This is a genomic window from Pseudomonadota bacterium, from assembly GCA_026388315.1.
Classification (GTDB): Bacteria; Desulfobacterota; Syntrophorhabdia; order Syntrophorhabdales; family Syntrophorhabdaceae; genus MWEV01.
Window position 1 is genome coordinate 48,338 of the sequence record JAPLKA010000110.1, and the last position, 17,275, is coordinate 65,612.

At 46.6% G+C, this 17,275-nt stretch carries 12 protein-coding genes; 10 read left to right on the plus strand and 2 right to left on the minus strand.

The window, feature by feature from the left end:
* Positions 1 to 87 precede the first annotated feature (87 nt).
* Together NTX75_15495 and NTX75_15500 are read right to left on the minus strand one after the other, a co-directional pair.
* Positions 88 to 381 (minus strand): hypothetical protein, encoded by a 294-nt coding sequence (locus NTX75_15495; GenBank protein ID MCX5817615.1) that lies wholly within the window; start codon positions 379 to 381, stop codon positions 88 to 90.
* Between the two features lie 86 nt (positions 382 to 467).
* Positions 468 to 1,685, minus strand: coding sequence for an MFS transporter (locus NTX75_15500; protein ID MCX5817616.1), 1,218 nt, complete (start codon positions 1,683 to 1,685; stop codon positions 468 to 470).
* A gap of 207 nt (positions 1,686 to 1,892) precedes the next feature.
* On the opposite strand from NTX75_15500, the gene amrB reads away from it, so the two are divergent.
* From amrB to NTX75_15550, 10 genes are all read left to right on the plus strand, one after another.
* On the plus strand, positions 1,893 to 3,125 hold the full coding sequence (gene amrB, locus NTX75_15505; protein MCX5817617.1) for an AmmeMemoRadiSam system protein B: 1,233 nt from the start codon (positions 1,893 to 1,895) through the stop codon (positions 3,123 to 3,125).
* Between the two features lie 257 nt (positions 3,126 to 3,382).
* Positions 3,383 to 3,832, plus strand: coding sequence for an NAD(P)H-dependent oxidoreductase subunit E (locus NTX75_15510; protein ID MCX5817618.1), 450 nt, complete (start codon positions 3,383 to 3,385; stop codon positions 3,830 to 3,832).
* On the plus strand, positions 3,825 to 5,705 hold the full coding sequence (locus NTX75_15515) for an NADH-quinone oxidoreductase subunit NuoF (GenBank protein MCX5817619.1): 1,881 nt from the start codon (positions 3,825 to 3,827) through the stop codon (positions 5,703 to 5,705). Before NTX75_15510 ends, NTX75_15515 begins: the two co-directional genes overlap by 8 nt.
* Positions 5,702 to 8,008 (plus strand): 2Fe-2S iron-sulfur cluster-binding protein, encoded by a 2,307-nt coding sequence (locus tag NTX75_15520; GenBank protein ID MCX5817620.1) that lies wholly within the window; start codon positions 5,702 to 5,704, stop codon positions 8,006 to 8,008. The genes NTX75_15515 and NTX75_15520 overlap by 4 nt, the downstream gene beginning before the upstream one ends.
* 120 nt (positions 8,009 to 8,128) lie before the next feature.
* Positions 8,129 to 8,986 (plus strand): sulfide/dihydroorotate dehydrogenase-like FAD/NAD-binding protein, encoded by an 858-nt coding sequence (locus NTX75_15525; protein MCX5817621.1) that lies wholly within the window; start codon positions 8,129 to 8,131, stop codon positions 8,984 to 8,986.
* A complete protein-coding gene (gltA, locus tag NTX75_15530; GenBank protein MCX5817622.1) occupies positions 8,983 to 10,404 on the plus strand; it encodes an NADPH-dependent glutamate synthase in 1,422 nt (473 codons plus the stop codon). The genes NTX75_15525 and gltA overlap by 4 nt, the downstream gene beginning before the upstream one ends.
* 302 nt (positions 10,405 to 10,706) lie before the next feature.
* Positions 10,707 to 12,836 (plus strand): ATP-binding protein, encoded by a 2,130-nt coding sequence (locus tag NTX75_15535; protein MCX5817623.1) that lies wholly within the window; start codon positions 10,707 to 10,709, stop codon positions 12,834 to 12,836.
* Positions 12,820 to 13,224, plus strand: a complete 405-nt coding sequence (locus NTX75_15540; GenBank protein ID MCX5817624.1) for a response regulator — start codon at positions 12,820 to 12,822, stop codon at positions 13,222 to 13,224. Before NTX75_15535 ends, NTX75_15540 begins: the two co-directional genes overlap by 17 nt.
* Positions 13,225 to 13,280: 56 nt before the next feature.
* Positions 13,281 to 14,774: a response regulator gene (locus NTX75_15545; protein ID MCX5817625.1), complete on the plus strand. Its 1,494-nt coding sequence runs from the start codon at positions 13,281 to 13,283 to the stop codon at positions 14,772 to 14,774.
* Positions 14,775 to 14,836: 62 nt separating this feature from the next.
* Positions 14,837 to 17,077 (plus strand): bifunctional dihydroorotate dehydrogenase B NAD binding subunit/NADPH-dependent glutamate synthase, encoded by a 2,241-nt coding sequence (locus NTX75_15550; protein ID MCX5817626.1) that lies wholly within the window; start codon positions 14,837 to 14,839, stop codon positions 17,075 to 17,077.
* The last annotated feature ends 198 nt before the right edge of the window (positions 17,078 to 17,275 follow it).

A 17,275-nucleotide genomic window follows, 5' to 3' on the forward strand; every position in this document is an offset into this window, starting at 1 on the left:
GCTCCCCCGTTCGTTTAATCCTCACTGGCTGCGTTGTCATAATCCTTTATTATACCATTAACCGGATGCATTGTGGATAATTTTCTTTTATTCCCTCGCTTTGATGAAAAACCCGAAAACGGCAATAATTGCCATCCCGATACCGGAAATGGCATACAAATACAACCCCCATGTCATATTACCAAAGATGTCCGTAAAGACCCCCCTGTTAAAAATAAAGCCCCAGTAGAAGACAAACAGATAAGAAATGATGAGTCCAAGCTTGTGTCTGCCCAAGAGCAGACATCCGGAATTAAGAAGCACAAGCAACACCACTTCCCACAACGGCACAGCAAACTCTTTGCCTGAAAAAAAACCTAAAAAAGAGACTGTCGATTCCATGGCACTGTCACCTCGTTAATAAATTTTCTCTTGATATCTTGATATATAGTATACATTACCTGTCAACTGACCTTTATTGAGAAAAGCTATGTCTTTTTCCTCAGAATCAGAGAGCCCAGTGCGCCTGCGAAGGAGACTATTGCAGACAGGATAAAAGCATTTGTGAAAGTGCCCGTCACATCCTTTATATATCCACCTATTGCCGGTCCCAACGCCTGGCCTATGCCGAAAAAGAGCGTGATAAAGCCGAGGCCTGCCGGTGCCAATCTGCCGCCTACCGCATCACCAGAGGCTGCTGCCATAATTGTGGGTATTGAGAAAGCAGCAATGCCAAACACCACTGCAGAAATATAAAAACCTGTGTAATCCTTCCAGAAGGCAAAGATGATGTATGAGAGCGTGAGGGTGAGATATGCAATCATGGAGCCGTACCTCCTGCCGAGCACATCTGATATCCAGCCATAAATAACGCCGCAAAAGATACTGAAAACGCCGAGCACAGCAAATATCCTTCCTGCGGCAACAGGAGCTACGCCCATTTCTTTTGTAAGGTATGCGACAAAAAATGTGAGGTAAATGATATAGGAAAACCCGTACATGAAATAAACACAGCCAAGCTTCCATATCTCCGGTTCTACCACTACATCCTTGAATGCAGAAAACAGGGTAACCTTTGGTCCGCCTTTTTGTTCCTCTTCTCCACCATAAATAGATAGACCTTTTTCTTTCGGGTTATTTCTTAAAAACGCATAACAGACGAATGCAAGAATAAATACAGTAATTCCCAGCAAGAACCATGCATATCTCCATCCTTCCTTCCCGAAGGCCGATATGACAGGCGGGAGAACGATCCCTGAAAAAAAGAGTCCGGTTCCTATACCACCAGAAACTATGCCCGTTGCAAGACCTCTTTTTTTCATAACAAACCAGGCAGCAGGGAGCGCCATAATGGGAACATAGCTCCCTCCGTTTCCTGTTCCTGTGATGAGTCTCATAAAAAATGCGTAAATGAAAGAATTTGAAAACCCTGTAAGAAAAAGACTTACACCTATTACAAGAAGAGATATGAAGACAACCCTCCTTATCCCGAAACGGGCTGCAAGAAACCCTCCGATGATGGCGAGGCAGAGATACCCTATAAAGTTACCCGTTGCAATAGAGCCTAACTGTGTATAACTCAGCGTCAAACCATCCTTCATAGACGGCAATATTACAGAATATGACATCCTCCCGAAGCCATGGGCAAGGATTGTAACAAGTGCCCCTGTAAATGCAATACCCCATGCGTAATGTAACTTTTTCATATACCCCTCCTTTTTTCAATAACCAATCATCAATCTTTCAAATTACACCTGTCTGCCTCGTCCAAGGCATAGGCAGAAAAGTCCGGATATTGTTATCCGGTTATTGGTTATTGCCGCTTCCTTTTTTCATGTTACTTTTGACATTATCTCATTGTTATATTTCATGTGCATATTGTCAACAGTTTTAAGCATTCACAGAAAGTGTTTTTGTTCAGCTTTTACCTTGAACCCTTTTATGTTATAAACATTGTCATGGATTACCCCAGGATACGGTATATTGAGGCATTACCCATAAGACAGGAAGGCAGGGAAATGATATTGCTCAGGGACACTGAGGGGATCATGGAAAACTCTCTTGTTGTGTCGAAGGACGCTTTGTTTCTTCTTTCTTTAATGGACGGGACAAGGTCATTAAGAGATATTCAGGCAGAATACATGAGGACACTCGGAAACCTCATTTATATTGAACATATCCAGAATTTTATGGAAACATTGGATGCACATTATCTTTTATTCAACGACAACTTCAAAAACCACCTCATGCAGTTAAGGGAAGAATATGGAAATGAACCCGTAAGAAAGGCATGCCTGGCGGGTAAGAGTTATGCATCAAATAAGATTGAATTTCTTGCGTTTCTCGATGAAATGTTCAAGAAAATAGGGGAGTCGTCAGTCAATATAACCGGCATCCTCGCCCCCCATATTGATTACGCAAGGGGAATGGAAGTGTATCAGGAAACTTACCGGTATTTAAAAAATACGGATAAGACCCTCATAATCATACTGGGCACCTGTCACCACCACATGGAAAAAATATGGAGCATATCAGCTAAAGATTTTTCAACACCTCTCGATGTGATCCCCGGTTCAAGAGATTTGATCCGACGTATAAAAGAAAATACAATCCTGCGACAATACATTGATGAATGGCCCCACAGAAATGAGCACTCCATAGAATTACAGTTGCCTCTCCTGCAATTTGTTATGCAGAAAGACATTGAGATTCTCCCTATCCTTACAGGTTCAATGCACGAATATATTGCCGGCGAAAAAGATTTACCGGATCAGGAAATAGAAGATATTATCGGGAATTTTAAAGATATGCTTGCTCAGCATGGAAAACCTTATATTATCATATCAGGCGCTGATCTTGCACATATTGGCGCCCAGTTTGGCGATACGTTTCCACTCAATTCATTCACACTCAGCGAATCGAAGTCAAAAGACGAAGAAATCCTTGAAGACATAAAAAACATTGATGCTGATACCTTTATCAAAACGATACAAAATGAGAAGGACAGGAGAAGGATATGCGGCTTAACGCCCATTTATTTCCAGCTAAGACTGCTGAATGACTCCCTTTGCCGGATTGTAAGTTATAAACAGTGGACTGATGGCCAATCATCAGTAAGCTTTGCAGGGGGGATTTTTTACAGATAGTAATTTATCCGGATGCTTCCTTGAACCAACATCAAGCATTCAGGATTGTGACCGGGCGATTACAATTTTTTTAAAAATTATGCTTGACAAAGCTTTATCTTTTGCCTAAATATTGTATACAAGGGGATTATGAAAGAAGCGAGGAGAATTATTTTTTTTGTGTAATCTATCAAAATTCCCCCCATTTTCTCTTCAGAAAAAATCAAAGTTTGCAGTATCAAAATATACGCGTATAGCGTGATGTCAGGGGGAATTTTATGCCCGAAGTTATTGAAGTGATCTTCGAGAAGTATCAACGTAAGCCGGATCAACTCATACCGATTCTTCAGAATGTTCAGAGGGAATTTGGCTACATCACTCCTGAATCAGTAAAACACATCTCCAGATACCTCCGTATTTCTGAAAACCAGATTTTTGGTGTCTCCTCCTTTTATGCCCAGTTTCGTTTCACTGCTCCGGGGCGCCATTCCGTAAGGGTATGTCTCGGAACAGCCTGTCATGTGAGAGGGGGTGCCACTTTGCTTGAAATGCTGGAGCGTGAATTGGAGATCGTTTGCGGGGAAACCACCCCGGACAGACGTTTCGACCTGGAGCGGGTTGCATGTCTTGGATGCTGCGCATTATCTCCTGTTGTTCAAATTGATGCCGATATATACAGCAGAATGACCGTAAACAAATTATCGGAGCTATTAAAACAATATGAATAAACTAAAAAAGAAAATCACATCGGCAAAGAAGAAATGGGAAGGGATAGAGAACAATAAAGAGCCCATCGTCTATATTGGCGCTGCATCCTGCGGGAGGGCTGCCGGGGCGCTTGAGCTGATATCGGAGACTGAAAAGTTCATAAAAGAAAATAACATTTCTGCAAGGGTGATTCAGGTCGGGTGTATAGGCCCCTGCTACCTCGAGCCCCTTGTGGATATCAAGATGCCGGGACAACCGAGGGTGAGCTACTCCAACGTGAATGTCAGAACGCTCAATAACATCTTGAAATCTCAATTGCTCGAAGGGGTTCCCTTTACAAAGGCCGCTATTGGTAATTTCGGGAGCAGCGCCTTCAACGGTATACCTCCCTTTTATGAACTCCCCATGTTGAAACCCCAGGTGAGGATCGTACTCAGAAACTGCGGTCTTATTGACCCTGAGGATATTGACCAGTATCTTGCCATGGAAGGCTATCAGGGTTTGATGAATGCCTTAGAGATGTCCCCTGAGGATGTTATAGGTGTTGTCCGCCAGGCTGGCATCCGGGGCAGGGGAGGCGCAGGATTCCCGACCTTTAAAAAATGGACTGTCTGCAGGAATACACCCGGTGAGCAAAAATATCTGATCTGCAATGCCGACGAAGGCGACCCCGGTGCGTTCATGAACAGGTCACTCATCGAGTCTGACACCCATGCGGTGCTTGAAGGCATGATGATTGCCGGATATGCCATAGGGGCAAGCAAAGGCATTGTCTATATCAGGGCCGAATATCCCCTTGCTATAGAGAGATTGAAGACTGCCATAAAACAGATGAAGGAATACGGACTCCTCGGAAAAAATATTCTCGGGTCAACATTCAATTTTGATATAACGATAAAAGAGGGGGCAGGCGCCTTTGTATGTGGCGAAGAGACAGCCCTTATCGCATCCATTGAAGGCAAGAGGGGTATGCCCCGTTCACGTCCGCCGTTTCCGGCTATATCGGGTCTTTTCGGATGCCCCACAATCATCAACAATGTGGAAACGCTCGGAACGCTCCCCAACATCCTGCGGAACGGCGCCGAGTGGTACAACAGATTCGGCAAGGAAGGAAACAGGGGGACCAAGACATTCTCATTAGTCGGAAAGATACGCCGCACTGGTCTTATTGAAGTCCAGCTCGGCACAACGTTGAGGGAGATCATATTTGATATCGGCGGAGGTGTGCAGAAACCTTTTAAGGCGATACAGACAGGAGGGCCCTCCGGCGGATGCCTGTCTGAAGAATTCCTCGACCTTGCCGTAGACTATGAATCGCTTGCATCGGCAGGCTCGATTATGGGTTCCGGCGGCCTCATCATCATGGACGAAGATACCTGTGTCGTTGATGTAGCGAAATATTTCCTCGATTTTACACAGAAGGAATCATGCGGCAAATGCATACCGTGCCGTGTGGGAACGAGGCATATGGTGGAGATATTGGAGAGGATAACCCACGGTGAAGGTGTTCCTGAAGACCTGCTAACATTAAGGACACTGGGCGACACGATCAAAAAAGGTTCGCTCTGCGGCCTTGGTCAGACAGCCCCTAATCCGGTTCTTACGACGCTCAGGTATTTCAGGAATGAATATCTGGAACACATCAAGGATGGCCTATGCAGGGCTGTTGTCTGTAAAGACCTTATCGAGTACCGTGTGATAAAAGAGAAATGCACAGGGTGTCAATCCTGTGTGAAGGCTTGTCCCACAGGGGCAATATCGGGACCGAGATCAGAACCGCACAATCTTGATAAGACAAAATGTATCAAGTGCCGTTCCTGCTATGAAATCTGCCGTTTTGAAGCCATTGCCGGCGATGCTATCGTTATTAGGACTGCGGAGAAGAGATCATGACAAAAGAAAAGACAATCCAAATCACAATCGACAACAAAAAGGTAGATGCCCGGCCGAATCAGACCATATTGCAGGCCGCACGGGAACATCAGATCTATATTCCCTCTTTGTGTGCCATGGAACATTTATCTTCCTACGGCGCGTGCCGTCTTTGTGTGGTAGAGGTGGACGGTTTAAGGGGCTTCCCTACATCATGCACCACACCTGTTGAAGAGGGGATGGTTATCCGCACTGACACTGCTGAAGTGAAGAGCCTGCGGCAGGAAGTGCTTAAACTGCTCCTGAGCGAACACCCGGCAAGCTGTCTCTTCTGTACCGAACAGGATGAATGTAAACAGTATATGGGGACAATACGCAAAGTGGGTGCAACGACAGGGTGCCGATACTGTCCCAACGATCATCGTTGCGAACTTCAGCAGATTGCAGAGAATATCGGTTTGACGGAGACTTCATATCCCGTCTATTACCGCAATTTTCCTGTTGAAAAATATGACCCCTTCTATGACCGTGATTATAACCTCTGCATCCTGTGCGGGCGTTGTGTCCGTGTCTGCAACAACGTACGTCTCAACGGCACACTGAGCTTCAAGCAGCGCGGAAGGGTGACCACCATAGGCCCTGCCTTTGATCGCTCCCATATTGATGCCGGGTGCGAGTTCTGCGGCGCCTGCGTTACGGCATGCCCCACAGGGGCTTTAAGCGTAAAGGTAAGCAAATGGTACGGAAAGCCGGAAGGACAGGTCGCAACGACCTGCAATTATTGCTCTGCAGGGTGCAGGTTAATCCTCCAGACGACGAAAACCGATGTCATAGATGCCCTGCCAGATTACGATTCGGCAGTGGAGCACGGTATTATCTGTGTAAAAGGGAGGTTTGGAATCACTGAATATGTTCACAGTCCACTCCGCTATGGCACACCCAAAGAAATGACGTCAGCAGGATACAATGATATATCCTGGGAAGAGGCTATCGCAAAAGCTGCCGGGAAATTATCAGGTCTGAAACCCGATGATTGCCTGATTGTGGTTTCACCGCAACTCCTGAATGAGGATCTTTTTATAGCGCAGCAGTTTATAAGGCAGGTCACAGGCTCTGAAGAAGTAGCATCATCCTTTATCTTTGACCTTGATGGAGATGCTGCATCTTTCATAAATCTGGCCCTTGCCTCTGAGCCCTTTGAAACAATTGAAAAGGCGCAGGGCATCCTGGCCGTTGGTTTTGATTCTACCTATGGCTATTCCCCTATCGGGGTAAAGGCCAAACAGGCCGCCCAGGCAGGAGCCTCTCTAATGAGTCTCAATTCCTTTGAATCCAACCTTGATCTTCTCTCAGGGATGGCCTTTGTTGTAGATTCATCGAGATGGGCCGATGTGTTAGACCTCACGATGAGCCGCATGTCAAAAGGTAAGGCGGAGAAACGTTTTGCCGACCTTATGGAGATGTGGGGGAGTGACATTGATAAGACATGCGAAACATTCTCCCGTTCATCACATAATGTACTGATTGTGGGACCAGGGATCATCGATTCACCTGACAGGGGAAAGATTCTGAGAAGCATTGAAAGAATGAAAAATGAGTACTCATGGAAGGTTGTCGTTGCCCATCAATATACAAACCTCGCAGGGATGTTTGCAATGGGCGCCTGTCCGGGCATTAAACCGGGCGAAATGATTAAAGAGGCTTCAGCAGACAAGGCCGTAGTTATCAAGGCTGAACTGATACATATTGACCTCAGGAAAAAACGGAAACTCATTTACCTTATTGGCGATGCTTCTTTTGATTCCCTTCCTGAATGCGAGTTCCTCATTTACCAGAACGCACTGCCTCCACAATGTTCCCGTCAACCTGATTTAATACTCCCGGTGAGTCTTTTCACCGAGGCATCGGGGACGGTTATCAGTGCTGAAGGAAGGGTTTTGCAGGTGAAAGAGGCGGTAGCACCGTACATGGATTCAAAGCCTGACTGGTGGATATTGAAGAGTATTGCCGAAAAGATGAGCAAGGGAAAGATGAAGTTCAATGATGTGTCTTCAATCCAGGGGGAGATTAAAAAAATAATAAAAGGGTTCCCCGCCGTGAAAAAGCGGATTGAATTCAAGCAAATTGAGGTAAAGGGCAATGTTAAGACCCACGGGAAGGGGAAACCTGCAGCATGGAAAAGTAGTTACAGGGGCATACCCCTCGGGGAGGTTGTATCGGGAATAAAGGTCATAGAGTTAAATAGCACGCACAGTGTGCGAGAGAGGGTGGCCGGGTACCCCGCTTGCGGGTGTCCCAGTGATGCCGTGATGCGTGATCGGTGACGCGTGACAGGTAAATATGACGTAAGCCTTTAGCACGCACAGCGTGCGAGAGGGGAAGTCTCTTCGGGCTTTGCTCGAAGAGGGGGCGACGTGAGCCCCAGTGATTGAAGGGAGGGTAAGATGAACAAGATTATTGAACGTAAAATGATTGTTCCCAATATGCACCTTCTCACCCTTGAGGCGCCTGATATAGCTTCCAAGGTGAAACCGGGGCAGTTTGTCATTGTCCGGGCAAATGATGAGGGTGAGCGTATCCCCTTGTCTGTTGCTGACTGGGACGAAGAAAAGGGCACGGTTACCATTATCTTCATGGAGGTGGGTGCATCAACGGGCGCCCTCGCCTGCCTTGCTGCGGGGGATTCTGTGGCAACATGCGTTGGTCCGCTGGGAAATGAAACAGAGATAGGTAACTTCGGCACGGTCATGTGTGTAGGGGGTTGCTACGGCATCGGAAGCCTCTATCCTGTTGTAAAGGCGCTGAAAAAGGCCGGGAACAGGGTCATCATGGTCTTCGAGGCCAGGAGCAATTATCTCATTTACTGGGTTGATAAATATATCAAATTGGCTGATAAGATTTTCAATGTTACGCGGGATGGAAGCCTTGGTTTGAAGGGGCACATAAGCCGTCTGCCGGACATCATCAACGGCCTGCCCAACCCTCCCGACAGGGTCATCGTAAACGGGTGTACCTTTCTCATGGCCCGCACATCGGAGATGACAAGGGACCCTAGCATCCCGACGGTTGTGAATCTTAACCCTATAATGATTGATGGTACAGGGATGTGCGGCGTCTGTCGTGTCACAATAAACGGGAAAATGAAGTTTGCATGTGTCGATGGTCCTGAATTTAGCGGTCATGAAGTGGATTGGAAGGAATTTCTCTCTCGCAGAAAGGCTTATCTCGAGGAAGAAGTGCTCTTTTTCAGGCGCAGTGAACCAAAACAGGCAGTCCATAAAGAGGGGAAGTGTCAAGCATGAATCCTGAAAAAACTGAAAAAACATCAAAAATCGATTTGAACCGTAATGATATGCCGAGACAGTCTCCTGAAATTCGGCGTCATAATTTCAACGAAGTGGCCCTCGGCTACACGGAGGAAATTGCCGTTAAAGAAGCAAAGCGGTGCTTGCAATGCAAGAAGCCGAAGTGTAAAACGGGCTGTCCCGTGGAGATCGATATTCCTGATTTTATTTCCTGCATTGTGAAAGGAGATTTTTCATCAGGGATTAAGAAGCTTAAAGAGAAGAACTGTCTCCCCGCTGTCTGCGGAAGGGTCTGCCCTCAGGAGGCACAGTGTGAATCGCAGTGTATCCTTGCGAATAAAAAGGGAGAGGTGGCCATCGGAAGACTGGAGAGGTTCCTTGCCGACTGGGAAGCAAAGGAGGGGAAGGTTGATATACCCACCAAGGCAAAGCCCACCGGTAAAAAGATTGCTATTGTCGGTTCCGGCCCTGCAGGGGTTACCGTAGCAGGCGACCTGATACTTCTCGGCCATGAAGTGACCATATTTGAGGCGCTCCATAAGGCGGGAGGGGTTCTCGTTTACGGAATTCCCGAATTTCGTCTTCCCAAGGCAATCGTTGCCAGAGAAGTTGACTATATAAGGCAACTGGGCGCAAAGGTGATAACAGACTATGTTGTCGGCAAGACGCGTTCGATAGACGAATTATTGAAGGAATTTGATGCCGTGTTTGTCGGCACAGGTGCGGGACTTCCATGGTTTATGGATATACCGGGGGAGAATTTGAATGGTGTCTATTCGGCGAATGAGTACCTTACCCGTATGAACCTTATGAGGGGATACCAGTTTCCCATGTCATCCACCCCGGTAAAGAAGCATGTCAGGGTGGCCGTTGTCGGGGGCGGCAATGTTGCCATGGACTCTGCACGGACAGCGCTCCGCATGGGCGCAGATGAGTCAAGGATTATTTACAGGCGGTCTCATGCAGAACTGCCTGCCAGGCTTGAAGAGAGTGAGAACGCCGAGGAAGAAGGTGTAATCTTCAACATGCTTACCCTGCCGGTTAGATACATCGGTGATGAAAACGGCTGGCTCAAAGAGATTGAGTGTCTCAAAATGGAACTGGGAGAGCCTGACGCATCAGGGAGGAGGCGGCCCATCGAGATACCGAATTCGAATTTTCGTATGGAGATGGATGCAGTAGTCTGCGCCATCGGAAACAGCCCGAACCCGCTGGTACCGTCCACTACACCAGGTCTCCAGACAACACGTCGCGGGACGCTTGTGGCCGATCAGGAGACAGGAAAGACTACGAAAGAGCGTGTCTGGGCAGGCGGGGATATTGTGACAGGTGCAGCGACAGTTATCCTTGCCATGGGTGCGGGGAGAAAGGCGGCCCGCTCAATCCACGAATACCTCGAAACCGGGAAGTGGTAAGGGGAGAACCAATTTAGAATTAAGAATTTTCTCAATCGGTACCTTACCGAAAAAGAAATTGAAGAGCAATAGCCGATAACTAATATCCACATTCCAAAGTAATTAACATGCTGATAGTGTTTGTATTTGGACATTGGCCATTGGAATTTGCAGTTCTGTCTGGTTATTTGAAATTGGTTATTGAAATTTGTTTGTAAATTGTACATATTATCACAAGCATAAATTATCAATACACAGGTGTTGTTGACAAAAGGTCTTTATTCGTTTAACATAACAATATCTCATAGGTTATTTGAATTTACATGGAACGGGCAAAGGTAGAAAAAGAAAGCGTGTATTTTCCTCACGGGGACTCCCGCGAAATTACCGTCAATCGCAGCAAGTGCAGGAAATGTTCTTATTGTATCCAGATATGTCCTGCAAAGGCTATCCAGCTGGGAAAAGAGAGCATAAAAATTCTCCCGGAACGTTGTATCCTCTGTGGAAGCTGCATCACATCCTGCCCACAACAAGCCCTCGATTATAAAAGTGCCCTTGACAAGGTAAGGGGGCTTCTGGCAACTAACGAAAAAACCATAGCCTGCCTTGACCCAGCCTTCCCGGTGGTTCTCGATGTCGGAACCCCCAGGCAACTGGTAACAGCCTTGAAAAATGCAGGATTTACCGAGGTGTGGGAAGGGGCCTTTGGTGCCGAACTGGTAAGCCAGGCATATAGAAAGCTCCTCACCGACAATATTGACAGACCCTTAATATCATCGTTCTGCCCGGTTATTGTTACTTACATACAGAAATACCTCCCCCAGCTTATCCCAAATATTGCGCCCATTGTATCACCGATGATTGCTATCGGAAGGATTGCCCGTGAAATAAAGGGCCCGGACTGGAAGGTCATCTATATAACACCCTGTTTGGCGCAGATGAGAGAGATGGTGACCCCTGAAGCTGCCGGTGCTATCGATGATGTGATTACATTCCGCGATGTGCGACAATTGCTTGATGGCGGAGGGATAAACAGCGCTGACCTGGCGGAGACAGATTTTGATGGTCCTAAGCCATTTCTTGGAAGAGTTATATCCGTCATAGGCGGGTTATACCGGAGTACCGGTGCACTCTTTGATATATTGATGGATGAAATCAGCGTAACCTATGGGCACAAAAGGGTTATAGGGGCGCTCAACCAGCTGGCATCAGGACACATACAGCCCAAGTTTCTCGATTTTGTGTATTGTTTCGGTTGTGTAGACGGTCCTTTTGCGGACCGTGAATTGTCTGTCCTCGGCCGCAGGCAGCTTGTAGTCCGTTATGCGAAGGATGAAATGAGCCGTCAGGATGTTTCAAAGGTTACTGCTGAATTGGACCGTTTTGAACATGTTGATCTGCACCGTGACTTTTCCAGTATGGAGGAGAAACTCCCCACTCCCACAGAAGAAGAAATTAGGGCGATCCTGAAAAGGATTGGCAAACTCCCCCCGAATCATAACATGGATTGTCGGGCTTGTGGTTATCCGACATGTAGGGATAAGGCTATTGCCGTTGCCCAGGGAATAGCAGAGGCTGAATACTGCCTCCCCTATCTGCTTGAACAGAGCAAAAAAATCTACCAGCAGCTCAAAAAATCGCATAGTCAGTTACAAATCTCACACCAGGAGCTTGAGCAGGCACAGGCACACCTCCTTAGGACAGAAAAGCTTGCATCCCTTGGCCAGCTCTCTGCAGGCGTTGCCCATGAGATTAATAACCCTCTTGGAACAATCATGATATATGCCCATCTTCTCCTGAAGGGCCTTGATAAAGAGGACCCCAGGAGAGAGGATTTAGAATTGATCATCAGCGAAGCGAACAGGGCTAAAGAGATCGTTCAGGGTCTTTTAAGCTTTGCCCGTGAGACAAAACTTCGTCAGGGCCAGATGAATGTAAATGATTTGCTCGAAGATGTGCTTGGCCTTATTGTCAATCAATCACTGTTTCACAATATTAAAATGGAAAAATCCTTTGCCCAGGACATGCCGACCATCATTGCTGATGAAACGAAACTGAAACAGGTTTTTCTCAATATTATCTTAAATGCAGCACAAGCCATGGAAGGAAATGGAAAATTGACAATCAGCACAATAATTGATAAAAAACGGATTAAGATTAAGATTCAGGATACTGGTCCCGGTATTCCCCCGGAGATTATGGGCAAACTTTTTTCCCCATTTTTTACGACAAAGGAGAAAGGGACGGGCCTTGGACTTGCAATTTCATATGGTATTGTCGAACGTCATGGCGGTAAGATTGACGTAAACTCAGAGTTGGGCAAAGGAAGTACTTTTACTATTTCTTTACCAATCTCTACCGATGAGGAAGGGGCAAAGGAAGAAACACATCTAAATAGATTATCGTTTCAAAATAAAATTACAGGGAGAAGGAACTATGGGCAAAAAAACTAAAATCTTACTTGTTGACAACGATGTAGATTTTATCGACCTCAACAAGGCAGTCCTCGAAAACAGTGGATTTGAGGTAGCCGTTGCATTTGCTGGCCGGGAAGTAATGGACAAGGTCAAATTTGAGCAGCCGGATTTAATTGTCCTTGACCTTATGATGGAAAAGCATGATACGGGTTTTGGTGTTGCAAAGGCGTTGAAGGCAGACCCGGTTTACAGAGACATACCGATTTTGATGCTTACTGCAGTGTTGGGTGAAACCGGTATGGATTTTAATCAGGACCTCGATGGTTACTGGATGAAGACGGATTCTTTTGCAAACAAGCCGCTGTCGCCTGAAGAGTTGATAAAGAGAATCAATGAACTGCTGGCCAGGAATAAATCGGCTTAATCGGTTCGAACGGCTTAATCGGCTTGAACAATTAAAATTTTAACCGAGGGTCTGAATTGAGTGAAACGATACATATTTTAGTTGTTGATGACGAGAAGGGTATCCGTGAGGGGTGCCGCCGGATTCTTATCAGTGAAGGCTACTCGGTAGATGTGGGCAGCAACGGCAAGGAAGGTCTTGAATTAGCAAAGGCAAAACAGTATGACCTTTTGCTTGTGGATCTGATGATGCCTATAATGGGTGGCATTGAGTTGATGGGACAGGTAAGACAACTCGATCCCGAAATCATTATGATCGTTGTAACGGGTTTTGCCACAATTGAAACAGCAGTTGATGCAATGAGGCATGGCGCTTATGACTATGTCCCCAAACCCTTTACCCCGGACCAGTTGCTTGCAGTAGTAAACCGTGGTCTGGAAAAACGCAGATTAAGTCAACAGGCGCGACGGCTTATGGAGGAGAGGGACCAGAAACTCCTCGAAGTGGCAAACGAAAAGTCAAAACTCCATACGATTGTGAGTTCTATAGCCGACGGAATCCTTGTCATCAACAGAGAACATCAGCTTGTATTGTGGAACCCTGCAGCTATAAAGATGTTAAACTTCAGCGGGCAATCAGAGGCAGGGAAAGAAATAAGCAAAATCATCCCCGAGAAGGATCTGATTAAGATTATTGACAAAGGTTTCAGCCCTGAATCATCCCAGTACACTACCATCTCTGAAGAGATTGTACTGCCTCCCCCCGGCAAGAAGACAATAATGGTAAATGTCTCCAAGGTGAGGGATGAAACAGGCAAAGACCTCGGTGTTGTGAGCACATTAAGTGATATTACGGTCCTCAAAGAGATAAACGAAATCAAATCCCAGTTTGTTGCCATGGTAACCCATGAATTGCGGGCCCCTCTTTCAGCCATTGAGGGTTATCTTTCTGCCTATCTTACAGGTGCGGCCGGGAGTGACCCCAAGATGTACCAGCAGATGATGGAACGTGCAAAACAACGGGCGCACTCACTGCTTGATCTGGTAAATGACCTTCTCCAATACAGCAGGTTGGAGTCGAAAAGTGTAGCAAGGAAAAAAGAACTCCTTGATATTTCAGACATCATTACCGGTACTGTTGAGTTGTTGAAAGGCCAGGGGGCAGCAAAGGATATTCGATTTGAGGTTAATATCCCGGGGCCGCTCCCTCTTACTGAGGCAGACAGGGCAGAAATTGAGCAACTCTTCACTAATCTTGTTTCAAATGCGATTAAATACAATGTGAAAAATGGCAAGGTGGTTGTTAATGCTCAGTCTGATAGCCATTTTTTGAACATCACTGTGGCTGATACAGGGATCGGGATTGATGAGGAGAGCCTGCCCTGTGTATTTGATGAGTTTTACAGGGTATGCGGACCGGAAACGAGATATGTGACAGGAACGGGACTTGGTTTATCCATTGTAAAAAAGATTGTGGAATCACATTTCGGTCACATAAAAGTTGACAGCAAGCCGGGCAAAGGCACCACCTTTACGGTCATGTTGCCGATTAAACAGGATAAAAATAAATGAATTCCGGGATACCGGAATCCCTAAATTTAATAAAAGGAGATATCATGGCAAAAGAACCAAAAATGAATGAAATCGTTGAAAAACGGCAGTTAGCACCTTCAGTCACACTTTTTAAGCTCTATGTACCCGATATTGCGAAAAAGGCCAAACCCGGGCAGTTTGTGGTGTTGAGGGTCGATGATTATGCAGAAAGAATACCGCTCACCATCGCTGATTTCAACCGGGAAGAAGGTCTGGTTACGGTTATTTTTCAGGTAGTGGGAACGTCAACACAAAAAATGGACAAGTTTGAACAGGGTCAGACGGTTCTGGATGTGGTGGGACCACTCGGAAAACCCAGTCACATCGAAAAGTTCGGGACAGTTATTTGTGTCGGCGGCGGCGTTGGTGTTGCCCCTGTGTATCCCATTGCAAAGGCCCTCTATGAAAAAGGAAATGAGGTTATTAACATTATCGGTGCGCGTACAAAAGAGATGTTGATCCTCGAAGAAGAGATGAAGGCGATAAGCAGTGAATTGTTTGTGACCACAGACGATGGAACATATGGCCATCATGGCTTTGTTACAGATGTGCTGAAAAAGCTCATCGCAGAAAAGAAAAAAATCGACCTCGTTATCGGGATTGGGCCGGTAATCATGATGAAAGCTGTCGTGGAAGTGACCCGCCCCCACAACATACATACAGTGGTAAGCCTTAACACAATCATGGTTGATGGCACTGGCATGTGCGGTTGCTGCCGTGCCACCGTTGGCGGAGAAACCAAGTTTGTTTGTGTCGATGGTCCTGAATTTGACGGCCATAAAGTTGAATTCAACGAGTTGATACTCCGTGGAAAAATGTATAACAGGGAAGAACGCCGTGCCATGTGGGATCACAAGTGCAAACTCGAAGCCAAGGAAAAGGCGCTGAAGAAATCGAAGATTCGTGAGCCCATGCCTGAGCAGAATCCCAAGGTGAGAATGCAGAACTTTAATGAAGTTGCCCTCGGTTATGCCAGAGAAAATGCCCTCCGTGAAGCTGCGCGTTGCCTGAACTGCAAGAATATGCCTTGTGTGGAAGGCTGTCCTGTGAATGTGCAGATCCCTCAGTTTATCAAGAAGATTAAAGAAGGCGATTTTATGGGCGCTATCCATACCATTAAAGAGACAAACAGTCTGCCGGCTGTGTGTGGTCGTGTATGCCCCCAGGAAACACAGTGTGAAGAGAAATGTGTTCTCGGTAAAAAAGGTCAGCCTATTGCAATAGGTCGTCTCGAGCGCTTTGCCGCTGATTATGAACTGAATCAGGGCGATGTCCGTGCCCCGGAGATTCCAAAACCGACGGGCAGGAAAGTAGCCGTTGTCGGTGCAGGCCCTGCCGGATTGACTGTGGCCGGAGAGCTTGCGAAAAAAGGCCATGAAGTGACCATCTTTGAGGCGCTCCATAAGGCGGGAGGGGTTCTCGTTTACGGAATTCCCGAATTTCGTCTCCCGAAAGCGATAGTACAGAGGGAAGTGGACTATGTAGGAAAGCTCGGCGCTAAAATAAAAGTGGATACGATTATCGGCCAGACAACGACGGTGGACGAACTTTTTGCACAGGGTTATGATGCCATATTTGTCGGCACCGGTGCAGGGTTGCCCTACTTTATGGATGTCCCGGGTGAGAACCTGAATGGTGTCTATTCCGCCAACGAATTTCTCACCCGTGCAAACCTGATGAAGGCATACCTTTTCCCGGAATATGATACGCCGGTCAGGGTAGGGAACAAGGTAGCCGTTATTGGTGGCGGTAATGTGGCCATGGATGGAGCGAGGGTTTCAAAGAGAATGGGCGCTGATAATGTCTATCTCATATATCGCCGTTCCCGTACAGAAATGCCTGCCAGGGCAGAAGAGGCCCACCATGCAGAGGAAGAAGATATCGATTTCAGGCTCCTTACAGCACCCATCAGGGTTATCGGTGACGAGAACGGATGGGTCAATGGAATAGAATGTGTAAAGATGGAACTTGGTGAACCCGATGCGTCGGGCAGGAGAAGACCGGTTGAGATTAAAGGTTCCAACCATATCATAGATGTTGATGTCGTAATCGTTGCTATCGGTCAGGGGCCCAATCCCATATTAACATCCACAACAGAAGGGCTGAAATTGCGTAAGTCCGGCAATATCGAAGCTGATACAGAAACAGGCAAGACCAGCAGGAAAGGCGTATTTGCAGGTGGTGACATTGTGACAGGCGCTGCAACAGTCATCCTCGCAATGGGTGCTGGCAGAAAAGCCGCTGCAGCGATGGATGAATACTTAAAGACAGGTCAGTGGTAATGTAGTGGCAGCAGGTTTGAAGCTACGTTAGAAAGAACCAAAAAAAGGGGGGGGGAGTTGCCTCCCCCCTTTTTTTTTATTATGTGTTATCTGATTACTTTCTTGCCGGTGCTGACTCTTCTGCCGCACCCTTTACATCCGGAGTTCCCGGTTTTGCAGCCTTACCAGGCGTAGTCCTTGCCGGTGCTGACTCTTCTG